Genomic DNA, 15,714 nt, shown 5'->3' with positions numbered 1-15,714 from the left:
AACCCTTCATAGATAATTCGCCGCAATAGTTACGACAAAGGCCAACCCAATGAGCAAGCTTGACCGATACGACCTGAGTATTTTGGCGGAATTGCAGCGCGACGCGAGGATCTCCAACCAGGAGTTGGCCGAGCGTATCGGCTTGTCGCCTTCGCCCTGCTCGCGCCGAGTCAAGCAGCTTGAAGACGATGGCTACATCGCGCGCCAGGTGGCCTTGCTCGATCGCAAGATGCTCGGCCTGAGCCTCACGGCCTATGTGCTGATCGGCATGGACCGCCACACACCCGAGCGTTTCGAGAATTTCGAAGCGGCGATTCGCACCCTGCCGCAAGTGCTGGAATGCAGTTTGGTCACTGGCATGGATGCGGACTATCAGTTGAAAGTGGTGGTGCCGGACATGGATCACTACCAGAAACTGCTGCTGGGCCACCTGACCCGCATTGAAGGCGTGACCAGCGTGCGCTCGAGCTTTGTACTCAATCAGGTACTCAACAGCACCGAATTGCCGCTGACCCACCTGCGTACTTAAGGTCGCAGAAGATCAAATGTGGGAGCTGGCTTGCCTGCGATACAGGCCACTCGGTGTATCAGCCAGCCCCAGTTGATGCTATCGCGGGCAAGCCAGCTCCCACATTGACCGCGTCAAGACTCAGGTCAATGTTGCGCCTGATGCCCTGCTTTATACTTCCCGCCTGCCCTGCCGGAAAATTCCCACATGAACAACATCGACCCCGCCGTGTTTGAAGAATGGATGATGACTGGCCTGGTCACCATTCTGATCATTTTCATGGGCTTTATCGTTTGGGACTTGGCGAAGAAATCCAAAGCCGGGCGCTTTGGCTCGTTCATTCTGTTCTTCGTACTGGGCCTGGGCGTGGCCGCGTTCATCATCAAGAGCGTGGTGATCGGCCTGATCGAATCCGGCGCCTTATAAACGCGCCGGCACTTCCTTCCATTGGCCTTGGTCCAGGCCATCAATCGACCAATCCCCGATACGCACGCGCACCAGGCGCAAGGTCGGTAAGCCCACCGCAGCGGTCATGCGCCGTACCTGGCGGTTACGCCCTTCACGAATCACCAGCTCAAGCCAATGCGTGGGCACGCTCTTGCGAAAACGCACCGGCGGATTGCGTGGCCATAATTCAGGTTCGTCCAACTGCCGGGCTTGCGCGGGCAAGGTCATGCCGTCATTAAGCTCCACGCCGTCACGCAGGCGCTGCAATTGCTCTTCGGTCGGTTCGCCTTCGACTTGCACCCAGTAGGTTTTAGCCAGCTTGTGCTTGGGGTCGGCAATCCGCGCCTGCAGTTGGCCATCGTTGGTCAGCAGCAGCAGGCCTTCACTGTCACGGTCCAGGCGGCCAGCCGGGTAGATACCGGGGATGTCGATAAAATCCTTGAGGGTCGCGCGCCCGCCTTCGTCGCTGAACTGGGTCAGCACGTCGAAGGGTTTATTGAACAGGATCAGTTTCGGCTCGGCCGGTGGCGCCTTGGCGACACGCCGGGGAGCGGGATACGCAGGTTTCACGCCAGGGCGGCGCGAGTCGGGACGGGTGGGACGGGACATGGCAAAAGGAACATCTAACGGTCAGGACCGACAATGCTAGTGGCCTGACCGCTAAATGACCATCCCAACCGCTTAGCGGAACGGCGGCTCGTCGAAGCTGCGCAGTTTGCGCGAGTGCAGCGAGTTGAGTTCGGTGCGCAACAGGTCCACCGCCTCGATGCCGATCTTCAAGTGTTGGCTGACCGCACGCTCATAGAACGCGTTGGCCGAACCTGGCAGCTTGATCTCGCTGTGCAGGGGTTTGTCCGAGACGCACAGCAACGTGCCATATGGCACCCGCAGACGATAACCCTGGGCGGCGATGGTGCCGCTTTCCATGTCCACGGCCACGGCGCGGGACAGGTTGATCAGCGGCCGTTCCTGGGCCCAACGCAGCTCCCAGTTGCGGTCGTCGTAGGTCAACACGGTGCCGGTGCGCAGGCGCTTTTTCAGCTCCTCGCCTTTTTCGCCGGTAACGTTGGCCGCCGCTTGCTGCAGGGCCATCTGCACTTCGGCCAGGGCCGGGATCGGAATATTCGGCGGCACTACGCGGTCCAGAATCCCGTCGCGGCGCATGTAGGCGTGGGCCAGTACGTAATCGCCAATGGTCTGGGATTGGCGCAGGCCGCCGCAGTGACCAATCATCAGCCAGCAATGCGGGCGCAGCACGGCCAGGTGGTCGGTGATGTTCTTGGCGTTGGACGGGCCGACGCCGATGTTCACCAGGGTCACGCCGTGGCCATCAGTGGCCTGCAGGTGATAGGCCGGCATCTGGTAACGGTGCCAGACCACGCCCGCCGCAATCGCCGAGGCTTCGCCGTGGTCCATGCTCTTGTCGATGATCACGTTGCCCGGCAGCACCATGCGGATAAACCGCGGGTCACTGCGCAATTGCTCCAGCCCATGCAGGATGAACTGGTCAACATAGCGATGGTAGTTGGTCAGCAGGATCCACGGCTGCACATGGCGCCAGTCGCTGCCGGTGTAGTGCACCAGACGGCGCAGGGAGAAGTCCACGCGGGCGGCATCGAACAGCGCCAGCGGCAGCGGGTCGGTGTTTTCCCAGTCGTAAAGGCCATCGGCGATACCGTCGGTGGCCGCGGACAGGTCGGTGCTGGGGAACACGCGCGCCAGGGTCGCGGCGGTCACGCCGGAGCCGGCCAGTTCGTCGCCCTGCTCCACCACATACGGGTACGGAATATTCTGTTGGCTCACGCCGACTTCTACCGTCACGGTGAAGTCGTGCATCAGCGGCACCAGTTGCTCCAGCAGGTACTTACGGAATGCGCCCGGATGGGTGACGGTGACGCTGTAGGTCCCCGGCAACTGAACCTTGGCGTACGCCCGAGTGGTCTGTGGGACTTCGCCATGGCAATGGTAGGTCAAGCGCAGTTCTGGATAGCGAAACAGTGCGCGTTGCGCGGCGTCGGGCTCGACGCGGTCCTTGAGGTATTGCTTGAGGGCTTGATTGAGCGCGCCGGTAGCACGCTCGTGAAGAGCCGCCAGCCGATCCACGGCTTCTTCGGCGGTTTGAACGACAACAAAAGCTTCGGTCACGGTAAGCATCCTGTGTTCTGACTTGCAGGCCTTTATCTTGCCTGTATCCCGGCCTCACTGAAACAGTAGTGATTGGAATGCGGTTAATAATGTGGGAGCGGGCTTGCTCGCGAATGCGGTGTATCAGTCACCTGCTCAGTCACTGAAGAACCGTATTCGCGAGCAAGCCCGCTCCCACATTTTGACCGAGTGTAGTCAGAGGGTTGGGGTTGAACGCGCGACGATCGCTTCTACATCCACGCCTCGCGGCAAGGTGCCATACACCCGACCGGACGACTCACCCAAGCGGCTGGCGATAAAGCCATCACTGACCGCCGCATTCCCGGCCTCCAGCAACAACTTGGCCTGCAACGCCACGGCAATATCCTCGGTCAGTTGGCGGGCGCGGTACTGGATGTCCTGAGTGTCCATGAACGCCGACTTCAGCTGCTCGATATGCCGCGCCAGCTGCGTGTGGCCATGCCCGTCCCCGAGTTCGACAAACAGCGCCTCCAGCACGCCCGGCTCTTTCGACAGCGCCCGCAACACGTCCAGGCACTGCACATTGCCGGAACCTTCCCACGTTGAATTCACCGGCGCCTCACGGTACAAGCGCGGCAAGATGCTGTCCTCGACATACCCGGCACCGCCCATGCACTCGGCCGCCTCGTTGATCATTGCTGGCGCGCGCTTGCAGATCCAATACTTGCCCACTGCCGTTACCAGCCGGGCAAATTTGGCTTCCTGCTCGTTATCCAGATGGTCCAGGGCCCGGCCCATGCGCATGCTCAATGCCAGCGACGCCTCGCTTTCCAGGGCCAGGTCAGCCAATACGTTTTGCATCAGCGGCTGCTCACTCAACACACGGCCACCTACCAAGCGGTGCGCGCAATGATGACTGGCCTGGGTCAACGCCTGACGCATCAGCGCGCTGGAGCCAACCATGCAGTCGAAGCGGGTCATGGCGACCATTTCGATAATGGTCGGCACGCCACGGCCCTCTTCGCCGATCATCCAGGCCAGGGCGCCCCGAAACTCCACTTCGCTGGAGGCGTTGGAGCAGTTGCCGAGTTTGTTTTTCAGGCGCTGGATGTAGAACTCGTTGCGGGTGTCATCCGGGCGGTGCCGGGGGAGTAGGAAACAGGTCAAGCCTTTGTCGGTCTGCGCCAGCGTGAGGAACGCATCACACATCGGCGCCGAGCAGAACCACTTGTGTCCCACCAGTTCATAGGCTTGCCCTAGGCCGCCCGCTCCCACTGGATACGCGCGGGTGGTGTTGGCGCGCACGTCGGTGCCACCTTGCTTCTCGGTCATGGCCATGCCGATGGTGGCCCCGGCCTTGTGGGCGATGCCGACATTGCGCGGGTCGTATTCGGTGCTGAGGATTTTCGGCAGCCAGGTCTGCGCCAGATCCGGTTGCAGGCGCAGGGCCGGTACGCAGGCGAAGGTCATGGTCAGCGGGCAGCCGGTGCCCGCTTCGGCTTGGCTGTGCAGGTAAGTCATGGCGGCGCGCGCCACATGGGCGCCGGGTTGTGGGTGCGCCCACGGCAGCGACGGCAAGCCATGTTCGACGGCGGTGCGCATCAGCTCGTGGTACGCCGGATGAAACGCCACGCAGTCGATGCGATGGCCATAACGGTCATGGCTGTTGAACACCGGCTTGTTCTCGTTTGCCAGGAACCCGGCCGCCATCAACGGCCCGCCCGCCAGTGCGCCATACGCATCGATACGCGCATGGGCCCAGCCGGCGCCAAAGCGGCGCGACCACTCTTGCAGGGGCACGTCGATGCGGTACAGGTTGGTGCCGTCCAAAGACGGTGGCTGATTGGTGACGTCGTGGGTTTCGGCGAACTGATGCAGGTTCATGACGGGCCTCCTGAAAAAAGGCCACGTGCAGTTGAGGCCTGAATTTCAGTTAAGCACCGTCACCGGGCTTAAAAAAGTGGCATACGCGCCTAATGTCCGGCGCTTTCGCCCTCTAACGGGCACAGCAGCCGACGCTCCAGCACCGCCTGCAGCGCTTCAAAACGCACGGGCTTGGCCAGCCGGTCAGTGATGCCGATGCCATGGCAGCGCTCACGGTCCGTCCCATTTAGTGAGGTACTCAGGGCGATCACCGGCAGTTCGCCACACCCCGGCAGTGCACGAATCTGACAGCACAATGAGAACCCGCCTTCAGGCACATCCAGCAGCACCGCATCAAACGTTTCACTCTGCAACATCGCCAGCGCAGACGAACCGTTGTCCACGGTTTTCACCCGATAGCCCAGTTTGAGCAGCATGCCACGCACCGCCAGTTGGCCGACGCTGTTGTCGTCCACCAGCAGCACAGCGCACTCGTGGGGCGCGCGCTGCGTCAAGGTTTCCTGGGGCGTCGCTTTGGGCTCGGGCGGCACCGGGCTTACCGTCACCTCAAGTTGGAAACGGCTGCCCTTGCGCGGCTCGGAATGATGGGTCAGGCGCCCACCGAGCAGTTCGATCAGCTGTCGGCAGATCGCCAGGCCGATGCCCAGGCCGCCGTATTCGCGGGTGGTCGAGCCGTCGAGCTGGAAGAAGCGCTGATACAGCGTGGCCTCGTCGAGGAAAGCGAAACCGATACCACTGTCGGTGACGATAAAGCTCAGGCGCAAGCTGCCATCGTTTTGTGGAACACCCACCACGCGCAGGCGCACCGCGCCTTCGTGGGTGAACTTGAACGCGTTGTCGAGCAGACAATCCAGGCACTGGATCAGTTTGTCGGCATCGCCGATCACGCGGTCCGGCAACTCGTCCGCCACGTCGATGGAAAATTCCAGGCCCTTGTTCTGCGCACCGGTGCTGAACTGCTGACGCAAGGTGTCGAGCGCACCGCGCAGGCTGAACATTTGGGGCTGGGCGGTCAGGCGCCCGGCTTGCAGTTCGGTCAGGGTGAGGATGCCGTTGACCATGCGCATCATGTCCCGCGCCGAGCCGGCGGCGGTTTGCTGGTACTGCGCCAGGTCATCGTCCAGCGGCACGGTTTGCATCAGCTCAAGGGAGCCGATCACGCCATTCATCGGTGTGCGCAGTTCGTGGGTCAGGGTGGCGAGGAATTCGTCTTTCAGACGATTGCTGCGCGCGAGTTGCTGGTTGAGCACTTCGAGTTTCTGGCTGGCGTCGAACAGGATTTGCGCCTGCTGCTCACGCATGCCATTGATGCGGTCCGCCAGGGCCAGTGAGAGCAGCGCCACTTCAATCGCAGAACCGAGCTGGCTGGCGTACATGGTGAGGAACATATTCGGCAGGTAGCCCAACACCATCATCGTGTTGACCACCCCGCCGAGCAGGAATGCCGACCAGGCGATGATGAAATACCGCGCCATACGCTGGCCGCAGTACCACGCCTTGATCGCGGCAACAAAGATGGTCACGGTAAACACCAGCGCCAGACCGGTGGCCAGGCGCAGGGCCACCGCATAGCTGGTCAGCAGCGCCAGCACCATCACCACCGCGCCGCAGGTCGCCAGCGCCAGCAAGATCCGGTCGAGCCAGCGGCTGTGCTGCGCGGTGTGCAGGAAGCTGCGCGCGAACAGGCTGCCGAACAGCGCCGCCGACCCGATCAGGAACGGCACCGCCGCATTCGACCACCACGGGTTGTTCGGCCAGAAGTACTCCACGGCCACGCCATTGACCGACAGTTGGTACAGGCCGAACGAGGCGATATACAGGATGTAATAGAGGTAGCTGGTGTCGCGCACGCTGAGGTAGATAAACAGGTTGTAGACCAGCATCCCCAGCAGTACGCCATAGATGGCGCCCAGCACATACAAGCGCAGCGGCTGTTCTTCCAGGTAGGCGGTGCCGGCCCAGAGCGTCAACGGCGCCTGGATCGAGCCTTCGCTTTGCAGGCGCAGGTACACGGTTTGCTGCTGGTCGGGCACAAAGTTGAGCTTGAACAGGTAATTGCTCTGGCGCACTTCACGGCTGGAAAAAGGCAGTGCACTGCCGGTGCGGGTGGTCAGTCGGTAGCCGCCGGTGCCGTCATTCTGGTACAGGTCCAGGCGGTTCAGCGGCGGGTACGCCAGCTCCAGGAACCAGGTACGCGGCGCGCGAGGGTCAGTGGCGGTGTAATGCAGATCGACCTTGAGCCAGAACACCGAGCGTGAATAACCGGCATTGAGGGTGGCTTGGTCGTGGGTCTTGAACTGGGCGGCGTAGGCGGGGGAACTGACTTGGGCGATGGTGAGGGCGTCGGTAGGGTCTTCGAGTACTTGCATGACCCGGCCCAGCGGCAGGCTTCGAGTGCTCTGATTGAACTCGACGGCGCCGGCGAGCATCGGCAGCCCGCACAATAATAAGATCAGCAAATAGCGCATAGAGCCCCAGCGTGGCCTGTCCGGTTATGTCAAAAGCCCCCATTCCTTTTGAGAAGACGTATGCCGGCGATACAGTAAGTTGTTTGGATCCACTCTAGCATAGCCGCTGGAGGCCATTAGACACCATTGAAATAATTTTTTGAAAGGCTCTAGCACGCGGCTTTCAACGCATTTATGACCCAACACTCGATAATGGCTATCAGCCATAAATGCGCCTGGACAGCGGCGAAATTCAACCCTCGCCAGACAGCCACGCAAAAAGCGTTTGGTGGTAAGCTCGCGCACCATGAATATCTACAGCTCTCGCCCCGTTGTCCTCTGTCTCTCCGGCCATGACCCAAGTGGTGGCGCCGGCCTGCAGGCAGATATCGAAGCCCTGCTCGCCCAAGGCTGTCATGCGGCTCCCGCCGTCACCGCCCTGACCGTGCAGAACACCGTCAATGTCAGCGATTTCCGTGTGCTCGACCGCGAGTGGGTCCTGGCCCAGGCGAATGCCGTGCTCGGCGACTCCGAAGTGGCGGCGGTCAAGCTTGGCATGCTCGGCTCCACCGCGATGGTCGACACCGTGGTCGAACTGCTGCAGGCGCACCCGCACCTGCCGGTGGTGTGCGACCCGGTGCTGCGGGCCGGCGGCGGTGGCAGCCTGGGCAAGGACGAAGTCGGCTACGCGATGCGCGAGCGGCTGCTGCCGCTGTCGCTGATCGCCACGCCCAACTTGCCTGAAGCGCGCATCCTCGCCGAATTGCCTCAAGGCACCGCGGACGAATGCGCCGAGAAGCTACTGCCGTTTATCAAGCACTTGCTGATCACCGGCGGCCACGGCGACGAGCATGAAGTGCACAATCGCCTGTACAGCCGCGACGGCACGCGCCAGACCTTTACCTGCCAGCGCCTGCCCGGCAGCTATCATGGTTCGGGCTGCACGCTGGCCAGCGCACTGGCCGGGCGGATTGCTCAAGGCGAAGGGTTGGTCAGTGCCGTGCAGTCGGCGCTCAACTACACTTGGCGCACCTTGCGTGACGCCGAACAACTCGGCCAGGGCCAGTTCGTGCCGCGCCGTTTGCCGCTGGATTTCTGCTCTTAAAGCACAAGAGGCCTGCCCGATGAAACTACGTGGCCTGTATGCCATTACCGACAGCCAACTGTTGGCCGGCAAATTTCTCGCCTACGTCGAAGCGGCATTGGACGGCGGCGTAACCCTGCTGCAGTACCGCGACAAAAGCAGCGATGAAGCCCGCCGCCTGCGAGAGGCGGAGAAACTGCGCGAGCTGTGCTCGCGCTACAAGACCCAGCTCATTATCAATGACGACGCCGAACTGGCCGCGCGCCTGGGCGTGGGCGTACACCTGGGCCAGACCGACGGCCCACTGACTCCGGCCCGAGCGTTGCTCGGTTCCAAAGCGATCATCGGCGCCACCTGCCACAGCCAGATCGAACTGGCCGAACAGGCCGCCAAGGAAGGCGCCAGCTACGTCGCCTTCGGCCGCTTCTTCAATTCCAACACCAAGCCCGGCGCACCTGCCGCCACCGTTGACATGCTGGCCCAGGCCCGCGCGCGCCTGCAGCTGCCGATCTGCGTGATCGGCGGCGTCACCCTGGAAAACGCCGAACCGCTGGTGGCCCACGGTGCCGACCTGCTCGCCGTGGTGCACGGCCTGTTCGGTGCCGACAGCACCCAGGAAGTCACGCGCCGCGCGCGCGCATTCAACGATCTTCTTAAAATTTCAGTTTAGAGAGCCCGACCATGTCCCGTTCCGAAACCCTGTTTGCCAATGCTCAGAAACACATTCCCGGCGGTGTGAACTCCCCCGTGCGTGCGTTCAAGAGCGTGGGCGGTACGCCGTTGTTCTTCAAGCATGCCGAAGGCGCCTACGTCACCGACGAAGATGACAAGCGCTACGTTGACTACGTGGGTTCCTGGGGGCCGATGATCCTCGGCCACAGCCACCCGGACGTGCTCGATGCGGTGCGCCAACAGCTGCAACACGGCCTGTCCTACGGCGCCCCGACCGCCATGGAAACCGAGATGGCGGACTTGGTGTGCTCGATCGTGCCGTCGATGGAAATGGTGCGCATGGTCAGCTCAGGCACCGAGGCCACCATGAGTGCCATTCGCCTGGCCCGTGGTTTTACCGGCCGCGACAGCATCATCAAGTTCGAAGGCTGCTACCACGGCCACTCCGACAGCCTGCTGGTAAAAGCCGGTTCCGGCGCGCTGACCCAGGGCGTGCCAAGCTCGGCCGGTGTACCGGCGGCCTTCGCCAAGCACACCCTGACCTTGCCATTCAACGACATCGCCGCCGTCGAGCAGATGCTCAGTGAAGTGGGCCAAGAGGTGGCGTGCATCATCGTCGAGCCGGTCGCCGGCAACATGAACTGCGTGCCGCCGGCGCCTGGCTTCCTTGAAGGCCTGCGCGAGCAGTGCGACAAGCACGGCGTAGTGCTGATTTTCGACGAAGTCATGACCGGTTTCCGTGTCGCCCTCGGCGGCGCCCAGGCTTACTACGGCGTCACGCCGGACCTGAGCACCTTCGGCAAAATCATCGGCGGCGGCATGCCGGTGGGTTGCTTCGGCGGCAAGCGCGAAATCATGCAGCACATCGCGCCACTGGGCCCGGTGTACCAGGCGGGCACCTTGTCAGGTAACCCATTGGCGATGGCGGCAGGCCTGACCACCTTGCGCCTGATCAGCCGCCCGGGCTTTCACGCCGAGCTGACCGACTACACCACGCGCCTGCTCGATGGCCTGCAACAGCGCGCCGATGCTGCCGGCATCCCTTTCGTCACCACGCAAGCCGGTGGCATGTTCGGCCTGTACTTCAGCGGTGCCGACGATATCGTCACCTTCGATGACGTGATGGGCAGCGATGCCGACCTGTTCAAGCGCTTCTTCCACTTGATGCTGGAAGGCGGCGTTTACCTGGCACCGAGCGCGTTCGAAGCGGGCTTCACCTCGATCGCCCATGGCGACGCAGAGTTGAAATTGACCCTGGATGCTGCCGAGCGCGCCTTCGCGGCCCTGAAATAAGGGGCCTATCAAGCTGACGTTGCCTTGGGTGACGTCAGAATTTGCTAATTTGCTACTTTGCTTACAGCGCTTTCCTGCATTTTTCGAGAAATCACCTGCAATCCGGCAGATAACTTGCCCACGCAGCAGAAAAACGAGTAAAGACTTTGTAAGCAGAGGCCTGCTTATTTCATAATGCGCGCTTATTGGACCCGCGAGGGTCCGCGCGCCCCGTCAGAGGTAAGTCGATTCCCATGAAACGCACCGGCCGCACCCTGGTTCTGGGCTGCCTGTTGCTCCTTCAGCCGCTGCTGGCACATGCACAAGCAGGCGGCAACTCGTTGTTAATCCCAGCGATGGGTCGTTGCACCCTCAATACCCAGCCAGACAGCCAGGCCGAAGCCCTGAGCGCGTGCCAGAAACAGGCCGACGGCGGGGATGCGCAGGCGCAATACGAGTTGGGCGAGTACTACCACGACGACAAAAACCCCGCCCGCGACCTCAACAAGGCCTTGAGCTACTTCGAGAAAGCGTCGTTGCAGGGCCATGCCCAGTCGCAATTCGAACTGGGAAAAATGTTTTTCCATGGCGAAGGCGTGCCGGCCAATAACGTCCAGGCCTATATCGTGCTGAAAATGGCCGCGGTCAACGGCGCTGAAGACGCGCTGGACACCGCCGACGAAGTCGCCGAGCACATGCAGCGTGATGAGTTGGAAGTGGCGACCCAGGTGCTGGGCCAGATCTTCCGCAATTACTTGCAGGAATTGCAGAGTGCCGATGGGCGTTCGCCCTTCTCACCCCTTCCCTGATTTCAGCTAAACCCTTCTACCGCTATCGCAGACAAGCCAGCTCCCACACTTGAACGCGCTCCAAGATTGGAATGCAGTCGAATGTGGGAGCTGGCTTGCCTGCGATGGGCACACCTCGGTCTAACGCGCTACTTCTCAGGCATCGGCATCGGAAACGGCATGACATTGCTGGTGCCACGCGCTTCGCTGATCTTTGGCGTGCCCAGGCGCTCGACTTCGTCGATGCGCACAATCGAATGCATCGGTACAAAGCTGCGTACCACGCCTTCAAACTGCGCTTTCAGCTTTTCCTCGCCCGGATCGACGACCAACTGGGTGCGCTCGCCAAAGACGAACTCTTCCACTTCCAGGAAGCCCCACAGATCACTTTGATAGATCTGCTTGGCGTACATTTCGAACACCTGGCCCTGGTTAAGGAAAATCACCTTATAGATTGGAGCTTCACGTTTGGTCATGGTGGGCGAATAACACATCGGGGATATAAAAGAGGGCGCGAACTATAGCATGGCACCCGATGCACAACGCTAGGAACCAATGGACATGCCCCCTATAATGCGCGGTTCTTTACCACCAGTTGACGATTCCCATGGCCAAGAAGCTTTACATCGAAACCCACGGTTGCCAGATGAACGAGTACGACAGCTCGCGCATGGTCGATCTGCTGGGCGAACATCAGGCCCTGGAAGTCACCGCCCGCGCCGAAGATGCTGACGTTATCCTGCTCAATACCTGCTCGATTCGTGAGCGCGCCCAGGACCGTGTGTATTCCCAGCTGGGCCGCTGGCGTGAGTTGAAACTGGCCAACCCGGACATGGTGATTGCCGTTGGCGGCTGCGTGGCCAGCCAGGAAGGCGCCGCGATCCGCGACCGCGCGCCCTATGTTGACGTGGTCTTCGGCCCGCAGACCCTGCACCGCCTGCCGGAAATGATCGACGCCGCGCGTATCACCAAGCTGCCGCAGGTGGACGTGTCGTTCCCGGAAATCGAAAAATTCGACCACTTGCCCGAGCCGCGCATCGACGGCCCGAGCGCCTATGTGTCGGTGATGGAAGGCTGCAGCAAGTACTGCACCTTCTGCGTGGTGCCCTACACCCGTGGTGAAGAAGTCAGCCGGCCGTTTGATGACGTGCTGGCAGAAATTATCCACCTGGCCGAAAACGGTGTGCGCGAAGTCACCCTGCTGGGCCAAAACGTCAACGGCTATCGCGGTCAGACCCACGATGGTCGCCTGGCCGACCTGGCAGAGTTGATCCGCGTGGTGGCCGCCGTCGATGGCATCGAGCGCATTCGCTACACCACCTCGCACCCGCTGGAGTTCTCCGACAGTCTGATCCAGGCCCATGCCGAAGTGCCGGAGTTGGTCAAACACCTGCACTTGCCGGTGCAATCGGGCTCGGACCGCATCCTGTCGGCGATGAAGCGCAACCACACGGCCCTGGAATACAAATCCAAGCTGCGCAAACTGCGCGCGGCGGTGCCGGGTATCTGCATCAGCTCGGACTTTATCGTCGGCTTCCCCGGGGAGACCGAGAAAGATTTCGAGCAGACCATGAAGCTGATCGAAGACGTCGGTTTCGACTTCTCCTACTCGTTCGTCTACAGCCAGCGACCGGGCACCCCGGCTGCCGACCTGGCGGATGAAACCCCGGAAGCGCTGAAAAAAGAGCGCTTGAACGCGCTGCAGCACCGTCTGAACCAGCAAGGTTTCGAAATCAGCCGACAAATGGTCGGCTCGATCCAGCGCATCCTGGTCACCGACTATTCGAAAAAAGACCCGGGCGAGCTGCAAGGGCGTACCGAGAACAACCGCATCGTCAACTTCCGCTGCGACAACCCGACCCTGATCGGCCAGTTTGCGGATGTGCACATTGATGCGGCGCAACCGCACTCGTTGCGCGGGTCGTTGGTTAACTGATCGCTCTGACCTGATGTAGATCAAAATGTGGGCGCTGGCTTGCCTGCGATAGCGGTGAGTCAGCCGATACAACTGGCGCTGATACACCGCTATCGCAGGCAAGCCAGCTCCCACAGTGGATCTTCAGGGTTCTTGAGATCCAAACCAGCCCATTTAAGTGCTTTCGCACGTAGGCCACTGGCGTTATCCTCTCTTTCACCTCAACAGCCAAAGGGCGGCTAAAAGCGACCTTGAACGCACCCATAGAACCCCATCGTTTTCTCCTCGAGCCTTTTGAGGCTCGCCGTTTCGCCAACCTGTGCGGACAGTTCGACGAGCACTTGCGCCTGATCGAACAACGCCTGAGCATCGAAATCCGCAACCGCGGCAATCAGTTCGAGCTTATTGGTGAACCCCAGCACACCACGTCTGCAGAAAACCTGCTCCGCCGCCTCTACCGCGAAACCAAGGGTAGTGAGCTGTCGCCGGAGACCGTGCACCTGTACCTGCAGGAATCTGCCGTGGAAGATTTGGCCAACAACCCGGTGGCCGAAGCCAGCGTGGCCCTGCGCACCAAAAAAGGCATGATTCGCCCGCGCGGCTTGAATCAGCAGCGCTACGTCAAAGAAATCCTCGGTAACGACATCAATTTCGGCATCGGCCCCGCCGGTACCGGCAAGACCTACCTGGCCGTGGCCTGTGCGGTGGACGCCCTGGAGCGCGAGCAAGTACGCCGCATTCTGTTGGTGCGCCCGGCGGTCGAGGCCGGCGAAAAGCTTGGCTTCCTGCCCGGCGACCTGGCCCAGAAGATCGACCCGTACCTGCGCCCGCTCTATGACGCGCTGTACGAGATGCTCGGCTTTGAATACGTGGCCAAACTGATCGAGCGCCAGGTGATCGAGATCGCCCCGCTGGCCTACATGCGTGGCCGTACGCTGAACAACAGCTTCATCATCCTCGACGAAAGCCAGAACACCACCGTCGAACAGATGAAGATGTTCCTGACCCGTATCGGTTTCGGCTCAACCGCTGTGATCACCGGTGACGTGACCCAGGTCGACCTGCCCAAGGGCACCAAGTCGGGCCTGGCCCAAGTCATCGAAGTGCTCAAGGACGTGCCGGGCATCAGCTTTACGCATTTCATGCCCAAAGACGTGGTGCGTCACCCGCTGGTGCAGCGCATCGTCGAAGCCTACGAGCGCTTCGACCACAAGGACGACGCACCCGCCAAGGACGTTCGCCGCGATGCTTGAGCTTGACCTGCAGCTGGCCACCGACGCGCCTGCCCCCAGCGAAGAACAGTTCCGTCAATGGTGCACGCTGGCCCTGCGCCAGCGCACCGCCGACTCGGAGCTGACCATCCGCCTGGTGGACGAGCCCGAAGGCCGCGAACTGAATCACACGTGGCGCCAAAAGGATTACGCGACCAACGTGCTGTCCTTCCCAGCCGACGTGCCGGATGAGTTACTGGATATCCCGCTGCTGGGCGACCTGGTGATCTGTGTCGAGGTGGTGGAACGCGAAGCAAAGGATCAAGGCAAGGAACTTGAGGCCCATTGGGCCCATCTAGTGATCCACGGCTGCTTGCATCTCTTGGGTTACGACCATATAGACGATGACGAAGCGCTGGAGATGGAAACACTGGAACAAACGTTGCTTGCTGAATTGGGTCACCGTGACCCTTATGCAGACGACGAAATCGAAACTACACCTCACTGAAACAACAAAGGATTTAGAGTAATCGCTATGAGCGAAGACCGATCGAGCAACGGGCAGAAGTCATGGCTGGGTAAATTGACCCAGGCTTTTGCCCACGAGCCGAAAAACCGCCAGGAGCTGCTTGAGCTGCTGCGCGAGGCCCATCAGAACAAGTTGCTGGACAGCGAAGCGCTGGCCATCGTCGAAGGCGCCATCCAGGTGGCTGACCTGCAAGTCCGGGACATCATGGTCCCGCGTTCGCAGATGATCAGCATCAAGGCGACCCAGACCCCTCGGGAATTCCTCCCGGCCGTGATCGACTCGGCGCACTCGCGCTACCCGGTGATCGGTGAAAGCCATGACGACGTCATGGGTGTCCTGCTGGCCAAGGACCTGCTGCCGTTGATCCTCAAGGAGAACGGCGACAACTTCAACATCAAGGACCTGCTGCGTCCGGCCACCTTCGTGCCTGAGTCCAAACGCCTGAATGTGCTGTTGCGTGAATTTCGCGCCAACCACAATCACATGGCCATCGTGATCGACGAATACGGCGGCGTGGCGGGTCTGGTGACCATCGAAGACGTGCTGGAACAGATCGTCGGCGACATCGAAGACGAGCACGACGTCGAAGAAGACAGCTACATCAAGCCGCTGCCCAGCGGTGATTTCCTGGTCAAGGCGCTCACGCCGATCGAGAACTTCAACGAGTTCTTCGACAGCGAATTCTCCGACGACGAGTTCGACACCGTCGGCGGCCTGGTGATGAGCGCGTTCGGGCATCTGCCCAAGCGTAACGAGACCACCGAGATCGGCGCCTATCGCTTCCGCATCCTGAATGCCGACAGCCGCCGCATCCATTTAATTCGCCTGACACCTATTGCCCGCTAAGGATT

15 protein-coding genes are annotated in these 15,714 nt (G+C 61.1%); 10 read left to right on the top strand and 5 right to left on the bottom strand.

What is annotated here, in order from left to right; translation table 11 throughout:
- Positions 1-49: 49 nt before the first annotated feature.
- Together ACM530_RS13755 and ACM530_RS13750 are read left to right on the top strand one after the other, a co-directional pair.
- A complete protein-coding gene (locus tag ACM530_RS13755; protein WP_003194418.1) occupies positions 50-529 on the top strand; it encodes an Lrp/AsnC family transcriptional regulator in 480 nt (159 codons plus the stop codon).
- A gap of 195 nt (positions 530-724) precedes the next feature.
- Positions 725-934, top strand: coding sequence for a DUF2788 domain-containing protein (locus tag ACM530_RS13750; RefSeq protein ID WP_007975837.1), 210 nt, complete (start codon positions 725-727; stop codon positions 932-934).
- Here ACM530_RS13750 and ACM530_RS13745 read toward each other — a convergent pair.
- The 4 genes from ACM530_RS13745 to ACM530_RS13730 form a co-directional block, all read right to left on the bottom strand.
- Positions 929-1,564, bottom strand: a complete 636-nt coding sequence (locus ACM530_RS13745; protein ID WP_242201802.1) for a pseudouridine synthase — start codon at positions 1,562-1,564, stop codon at positions 929-931. The genes ACM530_RS13750 and ACM530_RS13745 overlap by 6 nt on opposite strands.
- 72 nt (positions 1,565-1,636) lie before the next feature.
- Complete coding sequence (gene amn, locus ACM530_RS13740) at positions 1,637-3,109, bottom strand: AMP nucleosidase (protein ID WP_178119700.1); 1,473 nt, start codon at positions 3,107-3,109, stop codon at positions 1,637-1,639.
- 186 nt (positions 3,110-3,295) lie between these two features.
- Positions 3,296-4,945, bottom strand: a complete 1,650-nt coding sequence (locus ACM530_RS13735; protein ID WP_416364961.1) for an acyl-CoA dehydrogenase family protein — start codon at positions 4,943-4,945, stop codon at positions 3,296-3,298.
- An 89-nt stretch (positions 4,946-5,034) separates the two neighbouring features.
- A complete protein-coding gene (locus ACM530_RS13730; RefSeq protein ID WP_416364960.1) occupies positions 5,035-7,413 on the bottom strand; it encodes a 7TM diverse intracellular signaling domain-containing protein in 2,379 nt (792 codons plus the stop codon).
- A 286-nt stretch (positions 7,414-7,699) separates the two neighbouring features.
- On the opposite strand from ACM530_RS13730, the gene ACM530_RS13725 reads away from it, so the two are divergent.
- From ACM530_RS13725 to ACM530_RS13710, 4 genes are all read left to right on the top strand, one after another.
- Complete coding sequence (locus ACM530_RS13725; RefSeq protein WP_416364959.1) at positions 7,700-8,497, top strand: hydroxymethylpyrimidine/phosphomethylpyrimidine kinase; 798 nt, start codon at positions 7,700-7,702, stop codon at positions 8,495-8,497.
- A 19-nt stretch (positions 8,498-8,516) separates the two neighbouring features.
- Positions 8,517-9,146, top strand: coding sequence for a thiamine phosphate synthase (gene thiE, locus ACM530_RS13720; protein ID WP_145162429.1), 630 nt, complete (start codon positions 8,517-8,519; stop codon positions 9,144-9,146).
- Positions 9,147-9,157: 11 nt separating this feature from the next.
- Positions 9,158-10,441 carry a glutamate-1-semialdehyde 2,1-aminomutase gene (gene hemL, locus ACM530_RS13715; RefSeq protein WP_063026923.1) on the top strand — a complete coding sequence of 428 codons (1,284 nt, stop codon included), beginning with the start codon at positions 9,158-9,160 and terminating at the stop codon, positions 10,439-10,441.
- Positions 10,442-10,674: 233 nt separating this feature from the next.
- Positions 10,675-11,229 carry a tetratricopeptide repeat protein gene (locus tag ACM530_RS13710; protein ID WP_145162432.1) on the top strand — a complete coding sequence of 185 codons (555 nt, stop codon included), beginning with the start codon at positions 10,675-10,677 and terminating at the stop codon, positions 11,227-11,229.
- 128 nt (positions 11,230-11,357) lie between these two features.
- Here the strand turns inward: ACM530_RS13710 and ACM530_RS13705 are convergent, their stop codons facing one another.
- Positions 11,358-11,684: a DUF1820 family protein gene (locus ACM530_RS13705; RefSeq protein ID WP_003194436.1), complete on the bottom strand. Its 327-nt coding sequence runs from the start codon at positions 11,682-11,684 to the stop codon at positions 11,358-11,360.
- Between the two features lie 131 nt (positions 11,685-11,815).
- Here ACM530_RS13705 and miaB point away from each other — a divergent pair, with 131 nt between their 5' ends.
- The 4 genes from miaB to ACM530_RS13685 all read left to right on the top strand — a co-directional run bounded on the left by miaB (position 11,816) and on the right by ACM530_RS13685 (position 15,709).
- Positions 11,816-13,144, top strand: coding sequence for a tRNA (N6-isopentenyl adenosine(37)-C2)-methylthiotransferase MiaB (miaB, locus tag ACM530_RS13700; RefSeq protein ID WP_145162435.1), 1,329 nt, complete (start codon positions 11,816-11,818; stop codon positions 13,142-13,144).
- Positions 13,145-13,374: 230 nt separating this feature from the next.
- On the top strand, positions 13,375-14,376 hold the full coding sequence (locus tag ACM530_RS13695) for a PhoH family protein (RefSeq protein ID WP_145162438.1): 1,002 nt from the start codon (positions 13,375-13,377) through the stop codon (positions 14,374-14,376).
- Positions 14,369-14,842 (top strand): rRNA maturation RNase YbeY, encoded by a 474-nt coding sequence (gene ybeY / locus ACM530_RS13690; RefSeq protein WP_416364958.1) that lies wholly within the window; start codon positions 14,369-14,371, stop codon positions 14,840-14,842. The genes ACM530_RS13695 and ybeY overlap by 8 nt, the downstream gene beginning before the upstream one ends.
- Before the next feature lie 27 nt (positions 14,843-14,869).
- Positions 14,870-15,709: an HlyC/CorC family transporter gene (locus tag ACM530_RS13685; RefSeq protein ID WP_015373027.1), complete on the top strand. Its 840-nt coding sequence runs from the start codon at positions 14,870-14,872 to the stop codon at positions 15,707-15,709.
- Positions 15,710-15,714 lie beyond the last annotated feature (5 nt).

This window comes from Pseudomonas sp. NFX183, assembly GCF_047943075.1.
In the GTDB taxonomy this organism is placed as follows: domain Bacteria; phylum Pseudomonadota; class Gammaproteobacteria; order Pseudomonadales; family Pseudomonadaceae; genus Aquipseudomonas.
This window is presented reverse-complemented; position numbering and strand designations above follow the sequence as displayed.